The organism is Pseudomonas poae RE*1-1-14, assembly GCF_000336465.1.
Classification (GTDB): domain Bacteria; phylum Pseudomonadota; class Gammaproteobacteria; order Pseudomonadales; family Pseudomonadaceae; genus Aquipseudomonas; species Aquipseudomonas poae.
On sequence record NC_020209.1, the window covers coordinates 1,104,908 to 1,121,768 of the forward strand.

General features: G+C 62.7%; 19 protein-coding genes and 2 pseudogenes. 14 read left to right on the forward strand and 7 right to left on the reverse strand.

What is annotated here, in order from left to right; genetic code table 11:
• Positions 1-201: 201 nt before the first annotated feature.
• Together H045_RS05085 and fliK are read right to left on the reverse strand one after the other, a co-directional pair.
• Positions 202-531 carry an EscU/YscU/HrcU family type III secretion system export apparatus switch protein gene (locus H045_RS05085; RefSeq protein WP_003233306.1) on the reverse strand — a complete coding sequence of 110 codons (330 nt, stop codon included), beginning with the start codon at positions 529-531 and terminating at the stop codon, positions 202-204.
• Positions 528-2,105: a flagellar hook-length control protein FliK gene (gene fliK, locus H045_RS05090; RefSeq protein ID WP_041931598.1), complete on the reverse strand. Its 1,578-nt coding sequence runs from the start codon at positions 2,103-2,105 to the stop codon at positions 528-530. Before fliK ends, H045_RS05085 begins: the two co-directional genes overlap by 4 nt.
• A 199-nt stretch (positions 2,106-2,304) precedes the next feature.
• Here fliK and ccmA point away from each other — a divergent pair, with 199 nt between their 5' ends.
• The 13 genes and pseudogenes from ccmA (at position 2,305) to H045_RS05150 (ending at position 11,089) form a co-directional block, all read left to right on the forward strand.
• Positions 2,305-2,940, forward strand: a complete 636-nt coding sequence (ccmA, locus tag H045_RS05095) for a cytochrome c biogenesis heme-transporting ATPase CcmA (RefSeq protein WP_003233303.1) — start codon at positions 2,305-2,307, stop codon at positions 2,938-2,940.
• Positions 2,937-3,605 (forward strand): heme exporter protein CcmB, encoded by a 669-nt coding sequence (gene ccmB / locus H045_RS05100; protein ID WP_041931599.1) that lies wholly within the window; start codon positions 2,937-2,939, stop codon positions 3,603-3,605. The genes ccmA and ccmB overlap by 4 nt, the downstream gene beginning before the upstream one ends.
• Before the next feature lie 70 nt (positions 3,606-3,675).
• Positions 3,676-4,431, forward strand: coding sequence for a heme ABC transporter permease (locus H045_RS05105; RefSeq protein ID WP_015371624.1), 756 nt, complete (start codon positions 3,676-3,678; stop codon positions 4,429-4,431).
• Positions 4,428-4,604, forward strand: a complete 177-nt coding sequence (gene ccmD, locus H045_RS05110; RefSeq protein ID WP_003233298.1) for a heme exporter protein CcmD — start codon at positions 4,428-4,430, stop codon at positions 4,602-4,604. The genes H045_RS05105 and ccmD overlap by 4 nt, the downstream gene beginning before the upstream one ends.
• A complete protein-coding gene (ccmE, locus tag H045_RS05115) occupies positions 4,601-5,062 on the forward strand; it encodes a cytochrome c maturation protein CcmE (RefSeq protein ID WP_015371625.1) in 462 nt (153 codons plus the stop codon). The genes ccmD and ccmE overlap by 4 nt, the downstream gene beginning before the upstream one ends.
• The gene (locus H045_RS05120) at positions 5,059-7,047 is read left to right on the forward strand and encodes a heme lyase CcmF/NrfE family subunit (protein WP_015371626.1); all 1,989 of its coding nucleotides are present in this window, start codon (positions 5,059-5,061) and stop codon (positions 7,045-7,047) included. The genes ccmE and H045_RS05120 overlap by 4 nt, the downstream gene beginning before the upstream one ends.
• Positions 7,044-7,580 (forward strand): DsbE family thiol:disulfide interchange protein, encoded by a 537-nt coding sequence (locus H045_RS05125; protein WP_003233293.1) that lies wholly within the window; start codon positions 7,044-7,046, stop codon positions 7,578-7,580. The genes H045_RS05120 and H045_RS05125 overlap by 4 nt, the downstream gene beginning before the upstream one ends.
• Positions 7,577-8,050, forward strand: coding sequence for a cytochrome c-type biogenesis protein (locus H045_RS05130; RefSeq protein ID WP_015371627.1), 474 nt, complete (start codon positions 7,577-7,579; stop codon positions 8,048-8,050). Before H045_RS05125 ends, H045_RS05130 begins: the two co-directional genes overlap by 4 nt.
• On the forward strand, positions 8,043-9,227 hold the full coding sequence (gene ccmI, locus H045_RS05135; protein ID WP_015371628.1) for a c-type cytochrome biogenesis protein CcmI: 1,185 nt from the start codon (positions 8,043-8,045) through the stop codon (positions 9,225-9,227). Before H045_RS05130 ends, ccmI begins: the two co-directional genes overlap by 8 nt.
• Positions 9,228-9,242: 15 nt before the next feature.
• Complete coding sequence (locus H045_RS05140) at positions 9,243-9,638, forward strand: lipoprotein (protein ID WP_015371629.1); 396 nt, start codon at positions 9,243-9,245, stop codon at positions 9,636-9,638.
• 172 nt (positions 9,639-9,810) lie between these two features.
• Complete coding sequence (gene phnN, locus H045_RS05145) at positions 9,811-10,371, forward strand: phosphonate metabolism protein/1,5-bisphosphokinase (PRPP-forming) PhnN (RefSeq protein WP_015371630.1); 561 nt, start codon at positions 9,811-9,813, stop codon at positions 10,369-10,371.
• A 115-nt stretch (positions 10,372-10,486) separates the two neighbouring features.
• A pseudogene (locus H045_RS24355) lies at positions 10,487-10,674 on the forward strand (type II toxin-antitoxin system HicA family toxin).
• 11 nt (positions 10,675-10,685) lie between these two features.
• A pseudogene (locus H045_RS05150) lies at positions 10,686-11,089 on the forward strand (type II toxin-antitoxin system HicB family antitoxin).
• On the opposite strand, the gene H045_RS05155 reads toward H045_RS05150, so the two are convergent.
• Positions 11,086-12,282 (reverse strand): MFS transporter, encoded by a 1,197-nt coding sequence (locus tag H045_RS05155; protein ID WP_041931443.1) that lies wholly within the window; start codon positions 12,280-12,282, stop codon positions 11,086-11,088. The pseudogene H045_RS05150 and the gene H045_RS05155 overlap by 4 nt on opposite strands.
• Before the next feature lie 140 nt (positions 12,283-12,422).
• Here H045_RS05155 and H045_RS05160 point away from each other — a divergent pair, with 140 nt between their 5' ends.
• Positions 12,423-13,037, forward strand: coding sequence for a DUF5666 domain-containing protein (locus H045_RS05160; RefSeq protein ID WP_015371632.1), 615 nt, complete (start codon positions 12,423-12,425; stop codon positions 13,035-13,037).
• A gap of 65 nt (positions 13,038-13,102) precedes the next feature.
• Here H045_RS05160 and H045_RS05165 read toward each other — a convergent pair whose 3' ends face one another.
• The 4 genes from H045_RS05165 to hyi all read right to left on the reverse strand — a co-directional run bounded on the left by H045_RS05165 (position 13,103) and on the right by hyi (position 16,854).
• Complete coding sequence (locus H045_RS05165) at positions 13,103-14,107, reverse strand: sulfate ABC transporter substrate-binding protein (protein ID WP_015371633.1); 1,005 nt, start codon at positions 14,105-14,107, stop codon at positions 13,103-13,105.
• 94 nt (positions 14,108-14,201) lie between these two features.
• Positions 14,202-15,026 carry an ion transporter gene (locus H045_RS05170; protein ID WP_015371634.1) on the reverse strand — a complete coding sequence of 275 codons (825 nt, stop codon included), beginning with the start codon at positions 15,024-15,026 and terminating at the stop codon, positions 14,202-14,204.
• Between the two features lie 136 nt (positions 15,027-15,162).
• Positions 15,163-16,053: a 2-hydroxy-3-oxopropionate reductase gene (locus H045_RS05175; RefSeq protein WP_015371635.1), complete on the reverse strand. Its 891-nt coding sequence runs from the start codon at positions 16,051-16,053 to the stop codon at positions 15,163-15,165.
• An 18-nt stretch (positions 16,054-16,071) separates the two neighbouring features.
• Complete coding sequence (gene hyi, locus H045_RS05180) at positions 16,072-16,854, reverse strand: hydroxypyruvate isomerase (protein WP_015371636.1); 783 nt, start codon at positions 16,852-16,854, stop codon at positions 16,072-16,074.
• Positions 16,855-16,861: the final 7 nt, after the last annotated feature.

Consider the following 16,861-nt stretch of genomic DNA (forward strand, 5'->3'; position numbering starts at 1 on the left):
TGAAAATTTCAGGCGACCAAATCTCTGTGGCGAGCGGGCTTGCCCCGCGTTGGGCTGCGCAGCAGCCCCAAAACCATGCGCTGAGCAGTGTCAGGTACAACGCGTGCTCTTTAATGGGGGCGCTTCGCACCCCAACGCGGGGCAAGCCCGCTCGCCACAATGAACCCGTTCGCCACAGAGGCCATTGAATCCTGGGTGGGTTCAGTAATCGTCGCCACGCTCGGTAATGTCGCGCTCCACCGGCCCGGCATCCGGGTCATAGCCCACCGGGAACTTACCTTTCAGCGTCCATGCAAACGCGATGATCTCCGCGATGGTGCGGTACAACTCTTCGGGAATGCTGTCGCCCAGTTCCATGCGCGCCAGCAGCTTCACCAACTCGGCATTCTCATAAATGGGCACCTCGTTTTCCCGGGCCAGCTTGAGAATGGCTTCAGCCAGGGCGTCGTCGCCCTTGGCCGTGAGGGTCGGCGCCTGCTGGCCGTCGTACTTGAGGGCAATCGCCTGGCGGGGTGAGTGAGCGTCATTCATGCGGTTTCATCCACCCAACGTTGTTCCAGTCCGGTTTTGGGGCCCCGTGGCGGTGTGCCCAAATGGCAATCCAGGTCGCCGACATTGATGCCGGACGTCACCAGGCGTTCGCGCAACGTGCTCAGATGGCTTTCGATCAGGCTGGCCGTAAACGGGCGTGTTGCCCACAACTGGCTGGACAGTTTGCCCTGGCTCAACTGCGCCTGGACCTGCAACGGCCCCAGCGGCTCCATGTCAAACGCCAACTCGACGCGCCAGAGCATCTGCTTGGGGTCCTTATTGGTTTTGCGTTCGGGCTCATCCTTGTCCGGCGAAGGTTCCTCGCGCTGGAACTTCACCTGCAACGGCACGATGTCCTGCAGGTTGCGCATGGGGATTTCCATCTGCCAAGTGGTTTGCAGACGGCCATCGGCGGTGAGACCGGTTTGCTCCAGGCTCGACAGTTGGTGGCTCTGTAGCCGGGAAATCGCTCCGGCCGCCAGGCGCAGCAGGTTTTCCAGGTCGCCTTCGCCTTCCAGTTTCGCCATCAGCCGCTCGGGCAGCGGGAAGCCTGCGGGCGCTTGACGCGCACCGACCTGACCCAGCGTGCCCAGCGGGCTACGCACGAAGTTCGGCATGGCCTGGGCCAGCGTGTTGGCGGCAAGAATGGCGTGCAGATTGGTGGAGGCAGGCAGGGCAGGCAACAGATCGGCGACCAGGCGCAGCAACGCGCCTTTCATATCCAGTGGCGGAATCTGCGGGTTTTGCCCGACCAGTAATTTGGCTTCAAGAAACGCGCCACTGTTCTGGATCACCTGCGCCAGCACCTTGGGATTGCTCACCTGGGCCAGGTCCGGCAACGCCGCCAATAAGCGATCGGCCGCCGCGCGCAGGTCGGCTGAGGTGCTGTCGCCCCGGGGCAGGTTCTGCAGGGCAGTGAACACCGCATCCAGCGAGCCCTGGCGACTTTGCTGGGTCGCGAGCTGCTGGGTGACGGCCAGTTGATCCTTGAGCCCGCTCAGCGGTACAAAATTGAGGGTTTGCGCATTCTGCACCACAGCGCTGAGCAAGCTGCCCACCCGCAACGGCTGCGGGCTCTCCACCGTCAGGGTGGCGCCGGCCAGCGCATTATTGAGCACCGTGACCAGCGAGCGATAGACCGCCGGTTGCGTGGTGCCCTGGGGCAGCACCTGGGTGGTCAGCACCTTGGCCTGCAACAGCGTGCCCACTGGCAACTGGTCGGTGTCCAGGCTGGTCAGGGCGGCGACGTTGGCGCTCATGGCCTGCTGCAAACTCAAGGTCAGGTTGCCCGCCTGCGTCTGGCTGACCGCGACGTTACTGCCCAACGGCAGCGGTTGCGGGCTGCTGGCCTGCACCAGCGTCTGGCGGCCGCCGTCGAGCGTCAGCTTGAGCAGCAACTGAAACGCCTCACCGCCTTGTTTGAGCGCGATGACTTCGGCATTCGCCGTTTTTCCCGCGTCGATCAGCCCGACCTGTGGCTCCAGCAGTTTCAGCAACTGACCTGCCGCGGGCGCAGCACTGGGCCCTGCCGCGGGGGCGGGAGCAAGCGTGGGAAGGTTGATTTCACCGGTCATCGTGCGCGCCATCTCTGGGGAAATTGCCCTCTTTAGCGTAGGGCATCGCATGTATAATGCCGCCCGTGCGCAAAGAGAGCGCTAAAAACCTCACAACCATTTGATCCAGCTCTCTAAATCAGTCGCCAAAGCCGTTATTGTGCTGCTCTCTATAACGGCCGCCGCACCGTCGACTTGAACCGTAAAGGCCCGCGATCTTTTGACCAGCCCTCTTCTTGAAGCCATAGCGCTTGCCTGTGAACGCGACCTGCGCTTGCTGTTCGAACACCTCGAATTGCGGATCGCGGCGGGCGACATGGTGCAGGTCAGCGGCCCCAACGGCAGCGGCAAGACCAGTCTGCTGCGCCTGTTGGCCGGCTTGATGCAGCCGACCGCAGGCGTTGTGCGGCTCAATGGCAAGCCCCTGGACGAGCAACGCAGCGAGCTTGCACGCAACCTGATCTGGATCGGCCATGCCGCCGGAATCAAGGACGTGCTCAGCGCTGAAGAAAACCTCAGTTGGCTCTGTGCGCTGCATCGCCCGGCCAGTCGCGACGCGATCTGGCGGGCCTTGGCCGCTGTCGGCCTCAAGGGCTTTGAGGACGTGCCCTGCCACACCCTGTCCGCCGGCCAGCAACGCCGTGTGGCCCTGGCGCGCCTGTATCTGCCCGGCCCGCTGTTGTGGATCCTCGACGAGCCGTTTACCGCCCTGGACTCGCAAGGCGTCGCCCAACTCGAAACGCACCTGGCCAGGCACTGCGAAGAGGGCGGCAGCGTGGTGCTCACCACTCACCACACCCTCGCGCGCACGCCCGCCGGTTACCGCGAACTGAACCTGAACCGGTGGCCGGCATGAGTGTGTTCGCCCTGTTGGTCGCCCGCGAAGCGCGGCTGTTGTGCCGCCGCCCGGCCGAGTTGGCCAACCCCCTGGTATTCTTTGCCATCGTCATCGCGCTGTTCCCGTTGGCCGTCGGTCCCGAAACTGGGCTGTTGCAACGCTTGTCCCCAGGCCTGGTGTGGGTGGCCGCGCTGTTATCTGTGCTGCTCTCGCTGGACGGGCTGTTTCGCAGTGATTTCGAAGACGGCTCCCTGGAACAGTGGGTCCTTTCGCCGCACCCGTTGCCGCTTCTGGTATTGGCCAAAGTGCTGGCACACTGGGTGTTTTCCGGCCTGGCACTGGTGTTGCTCGCGCCGCTGCTGGCGATGATGCTGGGCTTGCCCGTTGAGTGTCTGCCGGTGTTGTTACTGTCGTTGTTGCTCGGTACGCCGGTGCTCAGCCTGCTGGGGGCGGTGGGCGCCGCGTTGACCGTTGGTTTGAAGCGCGGCGGCCTGCTGCTGGCCCTGTTGATCCTGCCGTTGTACATCCCGGTGTTGATCCTCGGCAGCGGCGCGTTGCAGGCCGCGCTCATGGGCCTGCCTGCAAGCGGTTACCTGTTGTGGCTGGGCAGCCTGACCGTCCTGGCGGTAACCCTGACACCCTTTGCCATAGCCGCCGGCCTGAAAATCAGTGTCGGCGAATAATGAGGTCTGGCTCGGCCAGTAAAGACCCTACGCGTCCTGCCACGGCAAGACGCAACCGTGAGAAACAGCAATGAACTGGACCTGGTTTCACAAGCTCGGCTCGCCCAAATGGTTTTACGGCATCAGCGGCAAGCTGCTGCCGGGGTTGAGCATCGCCGCACTGCTGCTGATTGGCATCGGTCTGGTCTGGGGCCTGGCGTTCGCGCCGCCGGACTATCAGCAAGGCAACAGTTTTCGCATCATCTACATCCACGTGCCCGCCGCCATGCTGGCGCAATCCTGCTACGTGATGCTCGCGGTGTGCGGCATCGTCGGCCTGGTGTGGAAGATGAAACTGGCCGACGTGGCCCTGCAATGCGCCGCGCCCATCGGTGCGTGGATGACCGCCGTGGCGCTGGTGACGGGCGCGATCTGGGGCAAACCCACCTGGGGTTCGTGGTGGGTGTGGGATGCGCGCCTGACTTCGATGCTGATTCTGCTGTTCCTGTATTTCGGCCTGATTGCCCTGGGCAACGCGATCAGCAACCGTGACAGCGCGGCCAAGGCCTGCGCTGTGCTGGCCATCGTCGGCGTGATCAACATCCCGATCATCAAATACTCGGTCGAGTGGTGGAACACCCTGCACCAGGGCGCCACGTTCACCCTCACCGAAAAACCGGCCATGCCGGTGGAAATGTGGGCGCCACTGCTGCTGATGGTGCTGGGCTTCTACTGCTTCTTCGGCGCCGTGCTGCTGCTGCGCATGCGCCTCGAAGTGCTCAAGCGTGATGCCCGCGCCAGTTGGGTCAAGGCTGAAGTACGGCGCTGCCTGGGAGTACGTCCGTGAGTTTTGCGTCGTTCAGTGATTTCCTCGCGATGGGCCACCACGGCCTGTATGTGTGGACGGCCTACGGCATCTGCCTGGCGGTGCTGGCCCTCAACGTCGCCGCGCCGATCCTGGCCCGCAAGCGTTACCTGCAACAAGAGGCGCGTCGTGTGCGCCGGGAGACCGAAAAGTGAATCCGCTGCGTAGAAAGCGCCTGTTGATCATCCTCGCCATCATGGCCGGCGTCGGCATTGCCGTGGGCCTGGCCTTGAGTGCGCTGCAGCAGAACATCAACCTCTTTTACACGCCGACCCAGATCGCCAGCGGCGAAGCGCCGGTCGACACCCGGATCCGCGCCGGCGGCATGGTGGAAAAGGGCTCGCTGAAACGCTCCGGCGACTCGCTGGACGTGACCTTCGTGGTCACCGATTTCAACAAGGCCGTGACCATCAGCTATCGCGGCATCCTCCCGGACCTGTTCCGCGAAGGCCAAGGCATCGTCGCCTTGGGCAAGCTCAACGCCAACGGCGTGGTGGTGGCCGATGAAGTGCTCGCCAAGCACGACGAGAAATACATGCCGCCCGAGGTGACCAAAGCCCTTAAAGATAGCGGCCAATCCGCGCCAACCCCGGCCAGGGAGGCCAAGCCATGACGTCCGTACTGTTTATTCCGGAGCTTGGCCAGTTGGCGATGATCCTCGCCCTGTGCTTCGCCGTCGTGCAGGCCGTGCTGCCGTTGCTCGGCGCCTGGCGCGGCGACCGGCTATGGATGAGCCTGGCCCAGCCGGCCGCCTGGGGCCAGTTTGCCTTCCTGCTGTTCGCGTTCGGTTGCCTGACCTACGCCTTCATGACCGACGATTTTTCCGTCGCCTATGTCGCCAATAACTCCAACAGCGCCTTGCCCTGGTACTACAAGTTCAGCGCCGTGTGGGGTGCCCACGAAGGTTCGCTGTTGCTGTGGGCCTTGATCCTCGGCGGCTGGACGTTCGCCGTGTCAGTGTTCTCGCGCCAATTGCCACAGGTGATGCTGGCCCGCGTGCTGGCGGTGATGGGCATGATCAGCATCGGTTTTCTGCTATTCCTGATCATGACCTCCAACCCGTTCACCCGCATCCTGCCGCAGATTCCGGTGGACGGGCGCGACCTCAACCCATTGCTGCAGGACATCGGCCTGATCGTGCACCCGCCGATGCTCTATATGGGCTATGTCGGTTTTTCCGTGGCCTTCGCTTTTGCCATCGCTGCATTGCTCGGCGGGCGACTCGACGCGGCCTGGGCACGCTGGTCGCGGCCGTGGACCATCGTCGCCTGGGCCTTCCTTGGCATTGGCATCACTCTGGGTTCGTGGTGGGCCTACTACGAGCTCGGCTGGGGGGGCTGGTGGTTCTGGGACCCAGTGGAAAACGCCTCGTTCATGCCCTGGCTGGTGGGCACTGCGCTGATTCACTCGCTGGCGGTCACGGAAAAACGCGGCGTGTTCAAAAGCTGGACGGTGTTGCTGGCGATTGCCGCGTTTTCCCTCAGCCTGCTCGGCACGTTTCTTGTGCGTTCGGGCGTGCTGACGTCGGTGCACGCGTTCGCGTCCGACCCTGCACGGGGCGTGTTCATCCTGATCTTCCTGCTGTTCGTGGTCGGCGGCTCGCTGACCCTGTTCGCCTTGCGCGCACCGGTGGTCAAGAGCCAGGTGGGCTTCAACCTGTGGTCGCGGGAAACCCTGCTGCTGGGCAATAACCTGGTGCTGGTGGTGGCCGCCTCGATGATCCTGCTCGGCACGCTGTATCCGCTGGTGCTGGATGCCCTGAGCGGCGCCAAGCTGTCAGTGGGCCCGCCGTATTTCAACGCGATGTTCGTTCCGTTGATGGGCCTGTTGATGGCGGTGATGGCGGTCGGCATGCTGGTGCGCTGGAAAGACACCCCGCTGAAATGGCTGGCCGGCATGCTGATGCCGGTGCTGCTGGGCAGCGTGGTCCTGGCGGTGATCGCAGGCATTGCCTATGGCGACTTCAACTGGGCGGTGCTCGCCACCTTCCTGCTGGCCGGCTGGGTATTGCTCGCCGGTATGCGCGACATCGTCGACAAGACGCGCCACAAAGGCTTGATCAAAGGCCTGCCCGGCCTGACCCGCAGCTACTGGGGCATGCAGATTGCGCACCTGGGCATCGCGGTGTGTGCGCTGGGCGTGGTGTTGTCCAGCCAGAACAGCGCCGAGCGCGACCTGCGCCTGGCGCCAGGCGAGTCCATGGACCTGGCCGGTTACCACTTTGTTTTCGACGGCGCCAGGCACTTCGAAGGGCAGAACTTCACCTCCGACAGAGGCACCGTGCGCGTCATCCGCAACGGCGAGGAAGTAGCCGTGTTGCACCCGGAAAAACGTTTGTACACGGTGCAGAGTTCAATGATGACCGAAGCGGGCATCGACGCCGGGTTTACCCGTGACCTGTATGTCGCCCTGGGCGAACCGCTGGGCGAGGGCGCCTGGGCGGTGCGCGTGCACGTCAAACCGTTCGTGCGCTGGATCTGGTTCGGCGGGCTGCTCACCGGCGCAGGTGGTTTGCTGGCTGCGCTGGACCGGCGCTATCGCGTCAAAGTGAAAAGCCGGGTGCGCGAAGCCCTCGGCCTGCAAGGAGCTGCGGTATGAGGCGTGGGTTGATGCTGGTGCCATTGGCGCTGTTTCTGCTGGTGGTGGTGTTTCTCTATCGCGGGTTGTACCTGAACCCCGCCGAGCTGCCGTCGGCCATGATCGGCAAGCCGTTTCCCGAGTTCTCATTGCCAAGCGTCCAGGGCGATAAAACCCTGACCCGCGCCGACCTGCTGGGCAAGCCGGCGCTGGTCAACGTGTGGGGCACCTGGTGCATCTCCTGCCGCGTCGAGCACCCGGTGCTGAACAAACTGGCCGAGCAGGGCGTGCTGATCTACGGCATCGACTACAAGGACGACAACGCCGCCGCGCTGAAATGGCTGGCCGAGTTTCACAACCCTTATCAGCTGAATATTCGTGATGACGACGGCAATCTCGGGCTGAACCTTGGCGTGTACGGCGCTCCGGAAACCTTCTTCATCGATGCCAAAGGCGTGATCCGCGACAAGTACGTCGGCGTGATTGACGAAGCGGTCTGGCGCGAGCAACTGGCCGCCAGGTATCAGGCGCTGATCGATGAGGCCAGGCCATGAAGCGTCTGCTTGCCGCTGCCGTACTGGCCCTGGGATTGGCCGGTGTGGCCCACGCCGCCATCGACACCTACGTGTTCGCCAACGACGCCGAGCGCGCGCGGTTTCGCGAATTGACCCAGGAACTGCGCTGCCCCAAGTGCCAGAACCAGGACATCGCCGACTCCAACGCGCCCATCGCCGCCGACCTGCGCAAGGAGATCTTCCGCCTGCTGGGGGAGGGCAAGGACGACCAGCAGATCATCGACTTCATGGTCGACCGCTACGGTGATTTCGTGCGCTACAAACCGGCCCTCAATGCTAAAACCGCGCTGCTCTGGTTCGGGCCTGCCGGGCTGTTGCTGACCGGGTTGGTCGTCATGGCGGTGATCGTGCGCCGTCGGCGCGCTGCGCCCACCGATGGATCCGACGCGCTGTCCCCTGAAGAGCGCAAACGCCTCGACCACTTGCTGGAAGCCAAGACCGATGATTGATTTCTGGCTCGCCGCCGGCTTGCTGCTGCTGACCGCCCTGAGTTTTCTGTTGATCCCCGTGTTGCGTGCAAGGCGCGTCCAGCGTGAAGAGGATCGCACCGCACTGAACGTGGCGCTGTATCAGGAGCGCGTCGCCGAGCTGCAGGTGCAGCAGCAGGAAGGCGTACTCAACGTTGCGCAACTCGAGACGGGCCGTGCGGAAGCGGCGCGCGAATTATTGGCCGATACCGAAGGGGTGCAACCGCCCCGCGAGTCGCGCCTGGGCAAACCGCTGCCATTGTTGGCGGCGTTTCTGGTCCCGGTGCTGGGCGTTGCGCTGTACTTGCATTACGGCGCCAGCGACAAGGTTGAGCTGACCCGTGAATTCTCGCGGCCGCCGGTGTCCATGGAGGACATGACCCACCGTCTGGAGCGCGCTGCTGCGGCCCAGCCCGACTCGGCCGAAGGCTTGTACTTTCTCGGCCGAGCCTATATGGCCCAGGGCCGCTCCGCCGATGCTGCGCAGGTATTCGAACGCACCGTGGCCCTGGCCGGGCGCCGGCCGGAACTGCTCGGGCAGTGGGCGCAGGCGCAGTATTTTGCCGACAACAAACACTGGTCGCCCAGGATTCAGGCACTCACGGACGAAGCATTGAAGCTTGACCCCAACGAAGTCACCAGCCTCGGCCTGCTCGGCATCGCCGCGTTCGAGGGCCAGCGCTATCAGGCAGCCATCGATTACTGGAACCGCCTGTTGGCGCTGCTGCCGGCCGAAGACAACTCCCGCGCCGCGCTGCAGGGTGGTATTGACCGCGCGACGCAGAAACTCGAGGAAAGCGGCGGCGCAGTGGCGCAAAAAACCGTGATGACGGTGCGCGTGGACCTGTCCGCCGCGGTCAAGGCCAACGTCCTGCCCACCGACAGCGTGTTCATCTTCGCCCGCGCGGTAAAGGGCCCGCCCGCGCCGCTGGCGGTCAAGCGCGTGACTGTCGCCGAACTGCCCATCACAGTCGAACTGGGCGATGCAGACGCGATGATGCCGTCGTTGAAACTGTCCAACTTCCCTGAAGTCCAACTGGTTGCGCGCATATCCCGGGCAGGCATTCCAACCGCCGGCGAGTGGATCGGCCGCAGCCAACCCCTGGCCAGCAGCATCACGGCATTGCAGCCGCTGACCATCGACAGTCCGGACAAGTAAATCGAGGAAACGCCTATGACCGCATTTGCACGTATCACCTTGCTCAGCCTGGTACTTGGGCTGAGCGCTTGTGCGGTCCACCGCCCACCTCCAGCCCCGACCGGCCCGACCATCCCGCCGTCAGGCCCGTCGACGCAGCCGAGCACGCAGCCTTCCGGCCCGGTCACCCCGCAGCCCAAGCCTGTGCCCAGCAAATCGCCCACCTTCGCCCCGCCACCAGGCGCCGCCAGCCACTGGGACGGCAAGATGCAGGTGTACGTGCTCGAAGAGCAGCCCGACACCTTCTATCGCCAGCGCACCTACTACCGCTGGAGCAACGGCTGGAGCCGTTCCATCAGCCCGAATGGGCCATGGGAAGACACCGACGTGCAGGGCGTGCCGCCGGGGTTGAGCAAGCAGTACGCGCAATGACAAAAGGCGACCTTCGGGTCGCCTTTTTTCGATCTTGCAAAACACTGTGGGAGATTTATTTAGCTATCAGGCCGCGGGCTATGCCCGACTCCGCATACCAATGGGTGTATGGCGGTCCGCGCTCCGGTAAGGTAGCCCCCATGTCTGGAAAACAAGCAAACAGGGTGTAGTGATGGCTGGCAGGTTGATCTATCTCATCGGGCCATCGGGTTCGGGCAAAGACAGCCTGTTGGACGCCGCGCGCTCACGTTTGGTCGAGCGCGGTTGTCGTATCGTGCGCCGCGTTATCACGCGTTCGGCGGAAGCGGTGGGCGAAGCGGCGCAGGGGGTGAGTGCGCAACAATTTGCCGCGCTGCAGGCTCAAGGTGCGTTTGCCCTCAGTTGGCACGCCAATGGGTTGTCCTATGGCATCCCGCGCGAGATCGACGACTGGCTGGCGGCCGGGGAAGACGTGCTGGTCAACGGCTCCCGTGCGCATCTGGCGCAAACCCGCGAGCGTTATCCGCAAGCGCAGGTGCTGCTGTTGACGGTGGATCAGGCCGTGTTGCGCCAGCGCCTGATCGCGCGTGGGCGTGAATCCCTGGCCGATATCGAAGAGCGTCTGGCGCGCAATGCGCAGTTCACGGCGCAGTTGATTGCCCGCAACGGCGCAGGGGTGTTGGTGCTGGACAATTCCGGCGCCCTGGAAGATACCGTCGAGCAGCTCCTTTCAGTGGCACTGTATTCTGCATAGTCATTCGCAATCCCAATATCCCGTCACATAACCGGCAGTCACCCAACTGAAATTTGTGCTTGAGTAAAGATAACTCTAGGGTTGTTTTTAATCGGGCCAAGCCAAGGAGGCTGAGGTGCAAAGCAGGTTGTTGATCAAGGAACTGCAGGAAGCCGGTTGGGTGCTGGATCGCGTCACGGGCAGCCATCATATTTTTACCCACCGCTATAACCCGTACACGATCCCGGTGCCCCATCCAAAAAGGATTTGCTGCTGGGCACGGTGAGAAGCATCAGGAAACGCGCCGGGCTGTTTCAGTTTTAAGGAGAGCATGCATGCAATACCCAATCTGTATCGAATGGGGTGATGACTTCACCGCCACTGGCATCCAGATCCCCGATATTCCCGGCGCTGTCACCGCCGGAGACAGTTTTGAAGAGGCGTACAACGCGGCGGTGGAAGTCGCGCACATCCTGCTGCAGGAGATTGCCGCAGAGGGGGGGTGATTCCGATGCCAACGTCGGTGGCCAATCATCACGCCGACGAGGCGTACGCCGGCATGGGCTGGGGGATGCTTGAGCTGGACATCTCGCCCTATCTGGGCCGTACCGAGAAGGTCAATGTGACCTTGCCCGGTTATGTCATCCAGCGCATCGACCGCTATGTGCGCGAGCACAAGGTCAAAAGCCGCTCGTCATTTCTGGCGGACGCGGCACTGGAGAAGTTGGTGCGTTCCTAAGCGGATGCGACCGCCGCGTGCCGTGATGCACTCAGAAAGCGCAACAACGCCAGCAGCGGGAATGCGCTGCCCACCAGCAGCACGCCCAGCCAGCCGCCGTGTTCATACACACTGCTGGCAATCGCCGAGCCGAAGGCGCCGCCGATGAAGATGCTGGTCATGTACAACGCGTTCAGGCGGCTGCGGCTGTTGGCGTCGAGGGCGTAAATGGCACGTTGGCCGAGCACCATGTTCATCTGCACGCAGAAGTCCAGCACCACGCCGGTCACGGCCAGGCCGATGACGCTGTACAACGGGTGCACCAGGGCCGGCAGGAAGCTCAACGCGGCAAACAGCATCGCCAGCAGCGAGGCGCGGTGCGTGTGGCCTGCGTCGGCCAGACGGCCGGCGATGGGCGCAGCGATGGCGCCGATGGCGCCCACCAGGGCGAAGAGTGCGATTTGTGTTTGGCTCAGACCGTGGCTGCGCACCAGCTCCAGCGGCGCGGCGGTCCAGAACAGGCTGAAGGTGGCGAACAGGCAGCCCTGGTAAAACGCGCGCTGGCGCAATAGCGGTTGCTCACGCAGCAGGGTGCCCAGCGAGCGCAGCAACTGCCCGTAGCTGGCACTGTGATCGGGTTGACGCTTGGGAATGGTCAGCATCAGCACCACGCTGATAAACGCCATCAACGCGGCGGCCGCCATGAACATCGCGCGCCAGCCGAAGTGGTCCGTCACCAGGCTGGACACCGGCCGTGCGAGCAAGATGCCCAGTAGCAGGCCGCCCATGATGCTGCCCACCACCCGGCCACGGGATTCGGCGGGTGCCAGGTGCGCGGCGAGCGGGATCAGGATCTGCACCGACACCGAACTGAAGCCGATCAGCAGCGACACCAGCAGGAACAGGTTCGGCTGCTCGGTAAACGCGGCGCCCAGCAGGCTGGCAATGGCCACCACGGTGGTGGTGATCATCAGCTTGCGGTTTTCCAGCAGGTCACCCAGCGGCACCAGAAAGAACAGGCCCAGGGCATAACCGATTTGCGTGAGGGAGACGATCAGGCTCGCCATGGCGGGCGTCAGGCCGATGTCCGGTGCGATCATTTCGATGATCGGCTGCGCGTAGTAGATGTTGGCGACGATGGCACCGCAGCAAAACGCAAACAGCATCACCATCGCGCGGGTCATGGTGGGTGCAGCGTGGGACTTAGCGTTCATGGTGTTCTCATAAAGCAAGGGAGGATGGCGAGCGAGAGTAGAGGCAACGCTCTGGGACGAGTAGGCTGTTTGGCGTGATATCACTTATGCCGGGCAATGATACATTCAGTCACAATTGCCGAAACAGGAAATCCACTGCGATGAAGATCACGTTGAACAAGATGATTGTGGCCTCAACCCTTGCCGCTGCCATGGCGGTTGGCCTGGCGCACGCGGCCGAGGCACCGCGCGTTGGCGTACGCGGCGCCATCACCGCGATGGACGGGGATGCCATGCACGTCAAGGTCAACAGCGGCGAAGACGTGGTCGTGCACCTCACTCCCTCGACCCAGGTGCGCGCCGTTACCCTGACCAAAATTGACCAGATCAAGCCGGGCAGCTACATCGGCTCGGCCGCCATGCCCAATGCTGACGGCACGCTGACCGCTCTTGAAGTCCACGTATTCCCCCCGGCCATGGCCGGCACGGGCGAAGGGCATCGAGCATTCGATTTAAAAGAAGGCAGCAGCATGACCAACGGTACCGTCGGGGATCTGGTGGTCAGCAAAGGGCGTACGTTGACCGTCAAATACAAGGGCGGCGAGCAGAAGATCGTGGTGCCGGAGGATGTGCCGATCGTCAATCTGGAGCCTGGGGATCGCACGTTGCTCAAGCCGGGCGTGAAGGTGGTGTTGTTCGCGTCCCAGGGGGCGGGCGGAAAAGTCACTGCCCAGGCCATCTCTGCCGGAAAAGATGGCGTTACACCGCCGATATAGTTGGCGAATGCAAAACCAATGTGGGATCGGGCAAGCCCGCTCCCACAGGTTCTGACCGCGTTTGATTATTGACCGGAGTAGATCTGGTCGAACACGCCACCATCATTGAAGTGGGTCTTCTGCACGGTGCGCCAGTCGCCAAAGGTCTTCTCCACCGACAGGAAGTCGACTTTCGGGAAGCGGTCGGTGTACTTGGCCAGCACCGCCGGGTCACGTGGCCGCAGGTAGTTGTTGGCGGCGATTTCCTGGCCTTCGGGCGACCACAGGTACTTGAGGTAGTCTTCGGCGGCTGCGCGAGTACCTTTCTTGTCGACGACCTTGTCGACCACCGACACCGGCGGTTCGGCTTCGGCGGAAACGCTTGGGTAGATCACCTCGAACTGATCGCGACCGAATTCACGGGCGATCATTTCCGCTTCGTTCTCGAAGGTCACCAGCACGTCGCCGATCTGGTTGGTCATGAACGTGGTGGTCGCGGCGCGGCCACCGGTGTCCAGCACCGGCGCCTGCTTGAACAGCTTGCCGACAAAGGCCTTGGCCTTGTCTTCGTCGCCACCGTTCTTGAGCACATAACCCCAGGCTGACAGGTAGGTGTAGCGGCCATTACCGGAGGTTTTGGGGTTGGGCACGATCACTTGCACGCCGTCTTTCAACAGGTCCGGCCAGTCTTTCAGGGCTTTCGGGTTGCCCTTGCGCACGATGAACACGGTGGCCGAAGTGAACGGCGCGCTGTTGTTCGGCAGGCGGGTGACCCAGTTGTCCGGCACCAGTTTGCCGTTATCGGCCAGCGCATTGATGTCGGTGGCCATGTTCATGGTAATCACGTCGGCCGGAAGGCCATCGATGACCGAGCGCGCCTGTTTGCTGGAACCGCCGAAGGACATCTGCAGGGTCAGCTTGTCGTTCGGGTGCTCGCTGTCCCAGTGCTTCTGGAAGGCTGTGTTGTAGTCCTTGTAGAAATCGCGCATCACGTCGTAGGAGACGTTGAGCAGTGTGACCGGTGCGGCCTGCACGGCGCCTGCGAGGGCAAGGCCGGCGGCCAGGAGAGAGGCGCTGACGAGTTTTTTCACTGCTCATTCCTTGTTGTGCGAGAAGAGGGGAGGCACTGTGCCAGCGACTATAGCGGCACCCGCCTGGCGCCTTAAAGATTAAAAAGAACTTTGCTTATTCCACTTTCCTGAAAAGATTACTGCCACAGCGCGAACAGAACGCCGCATTGGGCTCATGGCTGTTTTTGTTGCACACCGGGCAGTCGGTTTGCAGCTGTTCACCGCGCATGGCGCTGGCCAGTTCAGCGGTGAAGATCCCGGTGGGCACTGCGATGATCGAGTAGCCGGTGATCATCACCAGTGACGAAATCACCTGGCCCAACGGGGTTTTGGGCACGATGTCGCCAAAGCCCACGGTGGTCAGGGTCACGATCGCCCAATAGATGCCCTTGGGAATGCTGGTAAAACCGTGCTCCGGGCCTTCGATCACATACATCAAGGTGCCGAACACGGTCACCAGGGTGCACACGCTGACCAGGAATACCACGATCTTCTGCTTGCTGCCGCGCAGCGCCGCCATCAGGTAGTTGGCCTGCTTGAGGTAGGGGCTGAGCTTGAGCACACGGAAAATCCGCAGCATGCGGATGATGCGGATGATCAACAGGTACTGGGCGTCGCTGTAATACAGCGCGAGGATGCCGGGCACGATGGCCAGCAGGTCCACCAGCCCGTAAAAGCTGAAGGCATAACGCAATGGCTTGGGCGAGCAATACAGGCGCAGGCAGTACTCGACGGCGAAGATCAGGGTGAAGCCCCACTCGATATAGGCCAGCACATCGGCGTAGTTCTGGTGGACCTGGTCGATGCTGTCGAGCATCACGATCACCAGGCTGGCGAGGATGATCAGCAGCAGGATGCCGTCAAAGCGCCGCCCGGCGACGGTGTCGCTCTGGAAAACCATGACGTAGAGCTGCTGACGCCAATCGTTATTACTGTGCATAAAGAACGCCCGAATCGAAGATCGGGCAAGCCTAGGGGGATTCGAAGGGGCTGTCCATGTGGGGGCGGATTTTGGGTGAGTCAGCGAGACCGTGGTGAACCCATCGGGCGCAAGCCCCCGCCCACAGGGATCGCATTTACTGTTCGCGAATCGAGAAGTTCGCCATGTGCTCCAGGCCCTTGATCAGTGCCGAATGGTCCCAGTTGCCGCCCCCGAGTGCCGTGCAGGTGCTGAACACCTGCTGGGTGGAGGCGGTATTGGGCAGGTTGATCCCCAGCTCTTTTGCCCCGGCCAGCGCCAGGTTCAAATCCTTTTGGTGCAGGTTGATACGAAAGCCGGGATCGAAGGTGCCGTTGATCATGCGCTCGCCGTGCACTTCGAGGATTCGGGAGGCGGCAAAGCCACCCATCAGCGCGTCACGCACCCTGGCCGGATCGGCGCCGTTCTTTGCCGCGAACAGCAGCGCTTCGGCCACCGCCTGGATGTTCAGTGCCACGATGATCTGGTTGGCCACCTTGGCTGTCTGGCCATCGCCATTGCCGCCAACCAGCGTGATGTTCTTGCCCATGCTCTGCAGCAGCGGCAGGGCGCGCTCGAAGACCCGCGGCTGGCCACCGACCATGATGCTCAGGCTGCCGGCCCTGGCGCCGACTTCACCGCCGGACACCGGTGCATCGAGGTAGTGGGCGCCGCTCTCGTTGATCTTTGCCGCAAAGGCCTTGGTGGCGGTGGGAGAGATCGAACTCATGTCGATCACCACGTTGTCCGGCGACAGCCCGGCGGCCACGCCCTCGGCACCGAACAGCACATCCTCGACCTGCGGGGTGTCGGGCACCATGACGATGATGAATTCGGCTTCCCGGGCAACTTGTTGCGGGGTGGCCAGGGCCACGGCGCCGGTGCTGATCAATTCGGCCGGCGCCTTGCCGTGATGTTCGGAGAGGAACAGTTGGTGACCTGCTTTCTGCAGGTTCGCAGCCATGGGCATGCCCATGATGCCGGTGCCGATAAATCCGATGTTAGCCATGATGAAAGCCTCTTTTTATTAGATGGCGTTATGGCTTTTCAGCCAGCCAAGCCCTGCTTCGGTGGTGGTCAGCGGCTTGTATTCACAGCCGACCCAACCCGGGTACCCGATGCGGTCCAAGTGTTCGAACAGGAAGCGGTAGTTGATCTCGCCGGTGCCTGGCTCGTTACGCCCTGGGTTGTCGGCCAGTTGGATGTGGTTGATCACATCCAGGTGAGTGGCCATGGTCCGGGCCAGGTCGCCCTCCATGATCTGCATGTGGTAGATGTCGTATTGCAGGAACAGATTGTCACTGGCCACCTGCTCGCGGATCGCCAGGGCCTGCGCGGTGTTGTTCAGGTAAAACCCCGGGATATCGCGGGTGTTGATCATTTCCATCACCAACCGGAGGTCGGCCGCCTTCAGATGTTCGGCGGCGTATTTGAGGTTGGCGACAAAGGTCTGCTCCACGGTTTTATCGTCGACCCCTTCGGGGCGAATGCCCGCCAGGCAGTTCACCTGGGTATTGCCCAGCACCTGGGCGTAGGCGATGGCGAGCGTGACACCGGCGCGGAACTCCTCGACCCGCTCCGGGTGGCACGCCAGGCCGCGCTCGCCCTTGGCCCAGTCACCGGCCGGCAAGTTGAACAGCACCTGGGTCAGGCCGTTGGCCTTGAGCTGCGCCTTGATTTCGGTGGCGCTGAATTCGTACGGGAACAGGTATTCGACGCCGGCGAAACCGGCGTCGGCGGCCGCCTTGAAGCGGGCGAGAAAGTCCTGTTCGGTAAACAGCATGGACAGGTTGGCGGCAAAGCGTGGCATAGGGTTC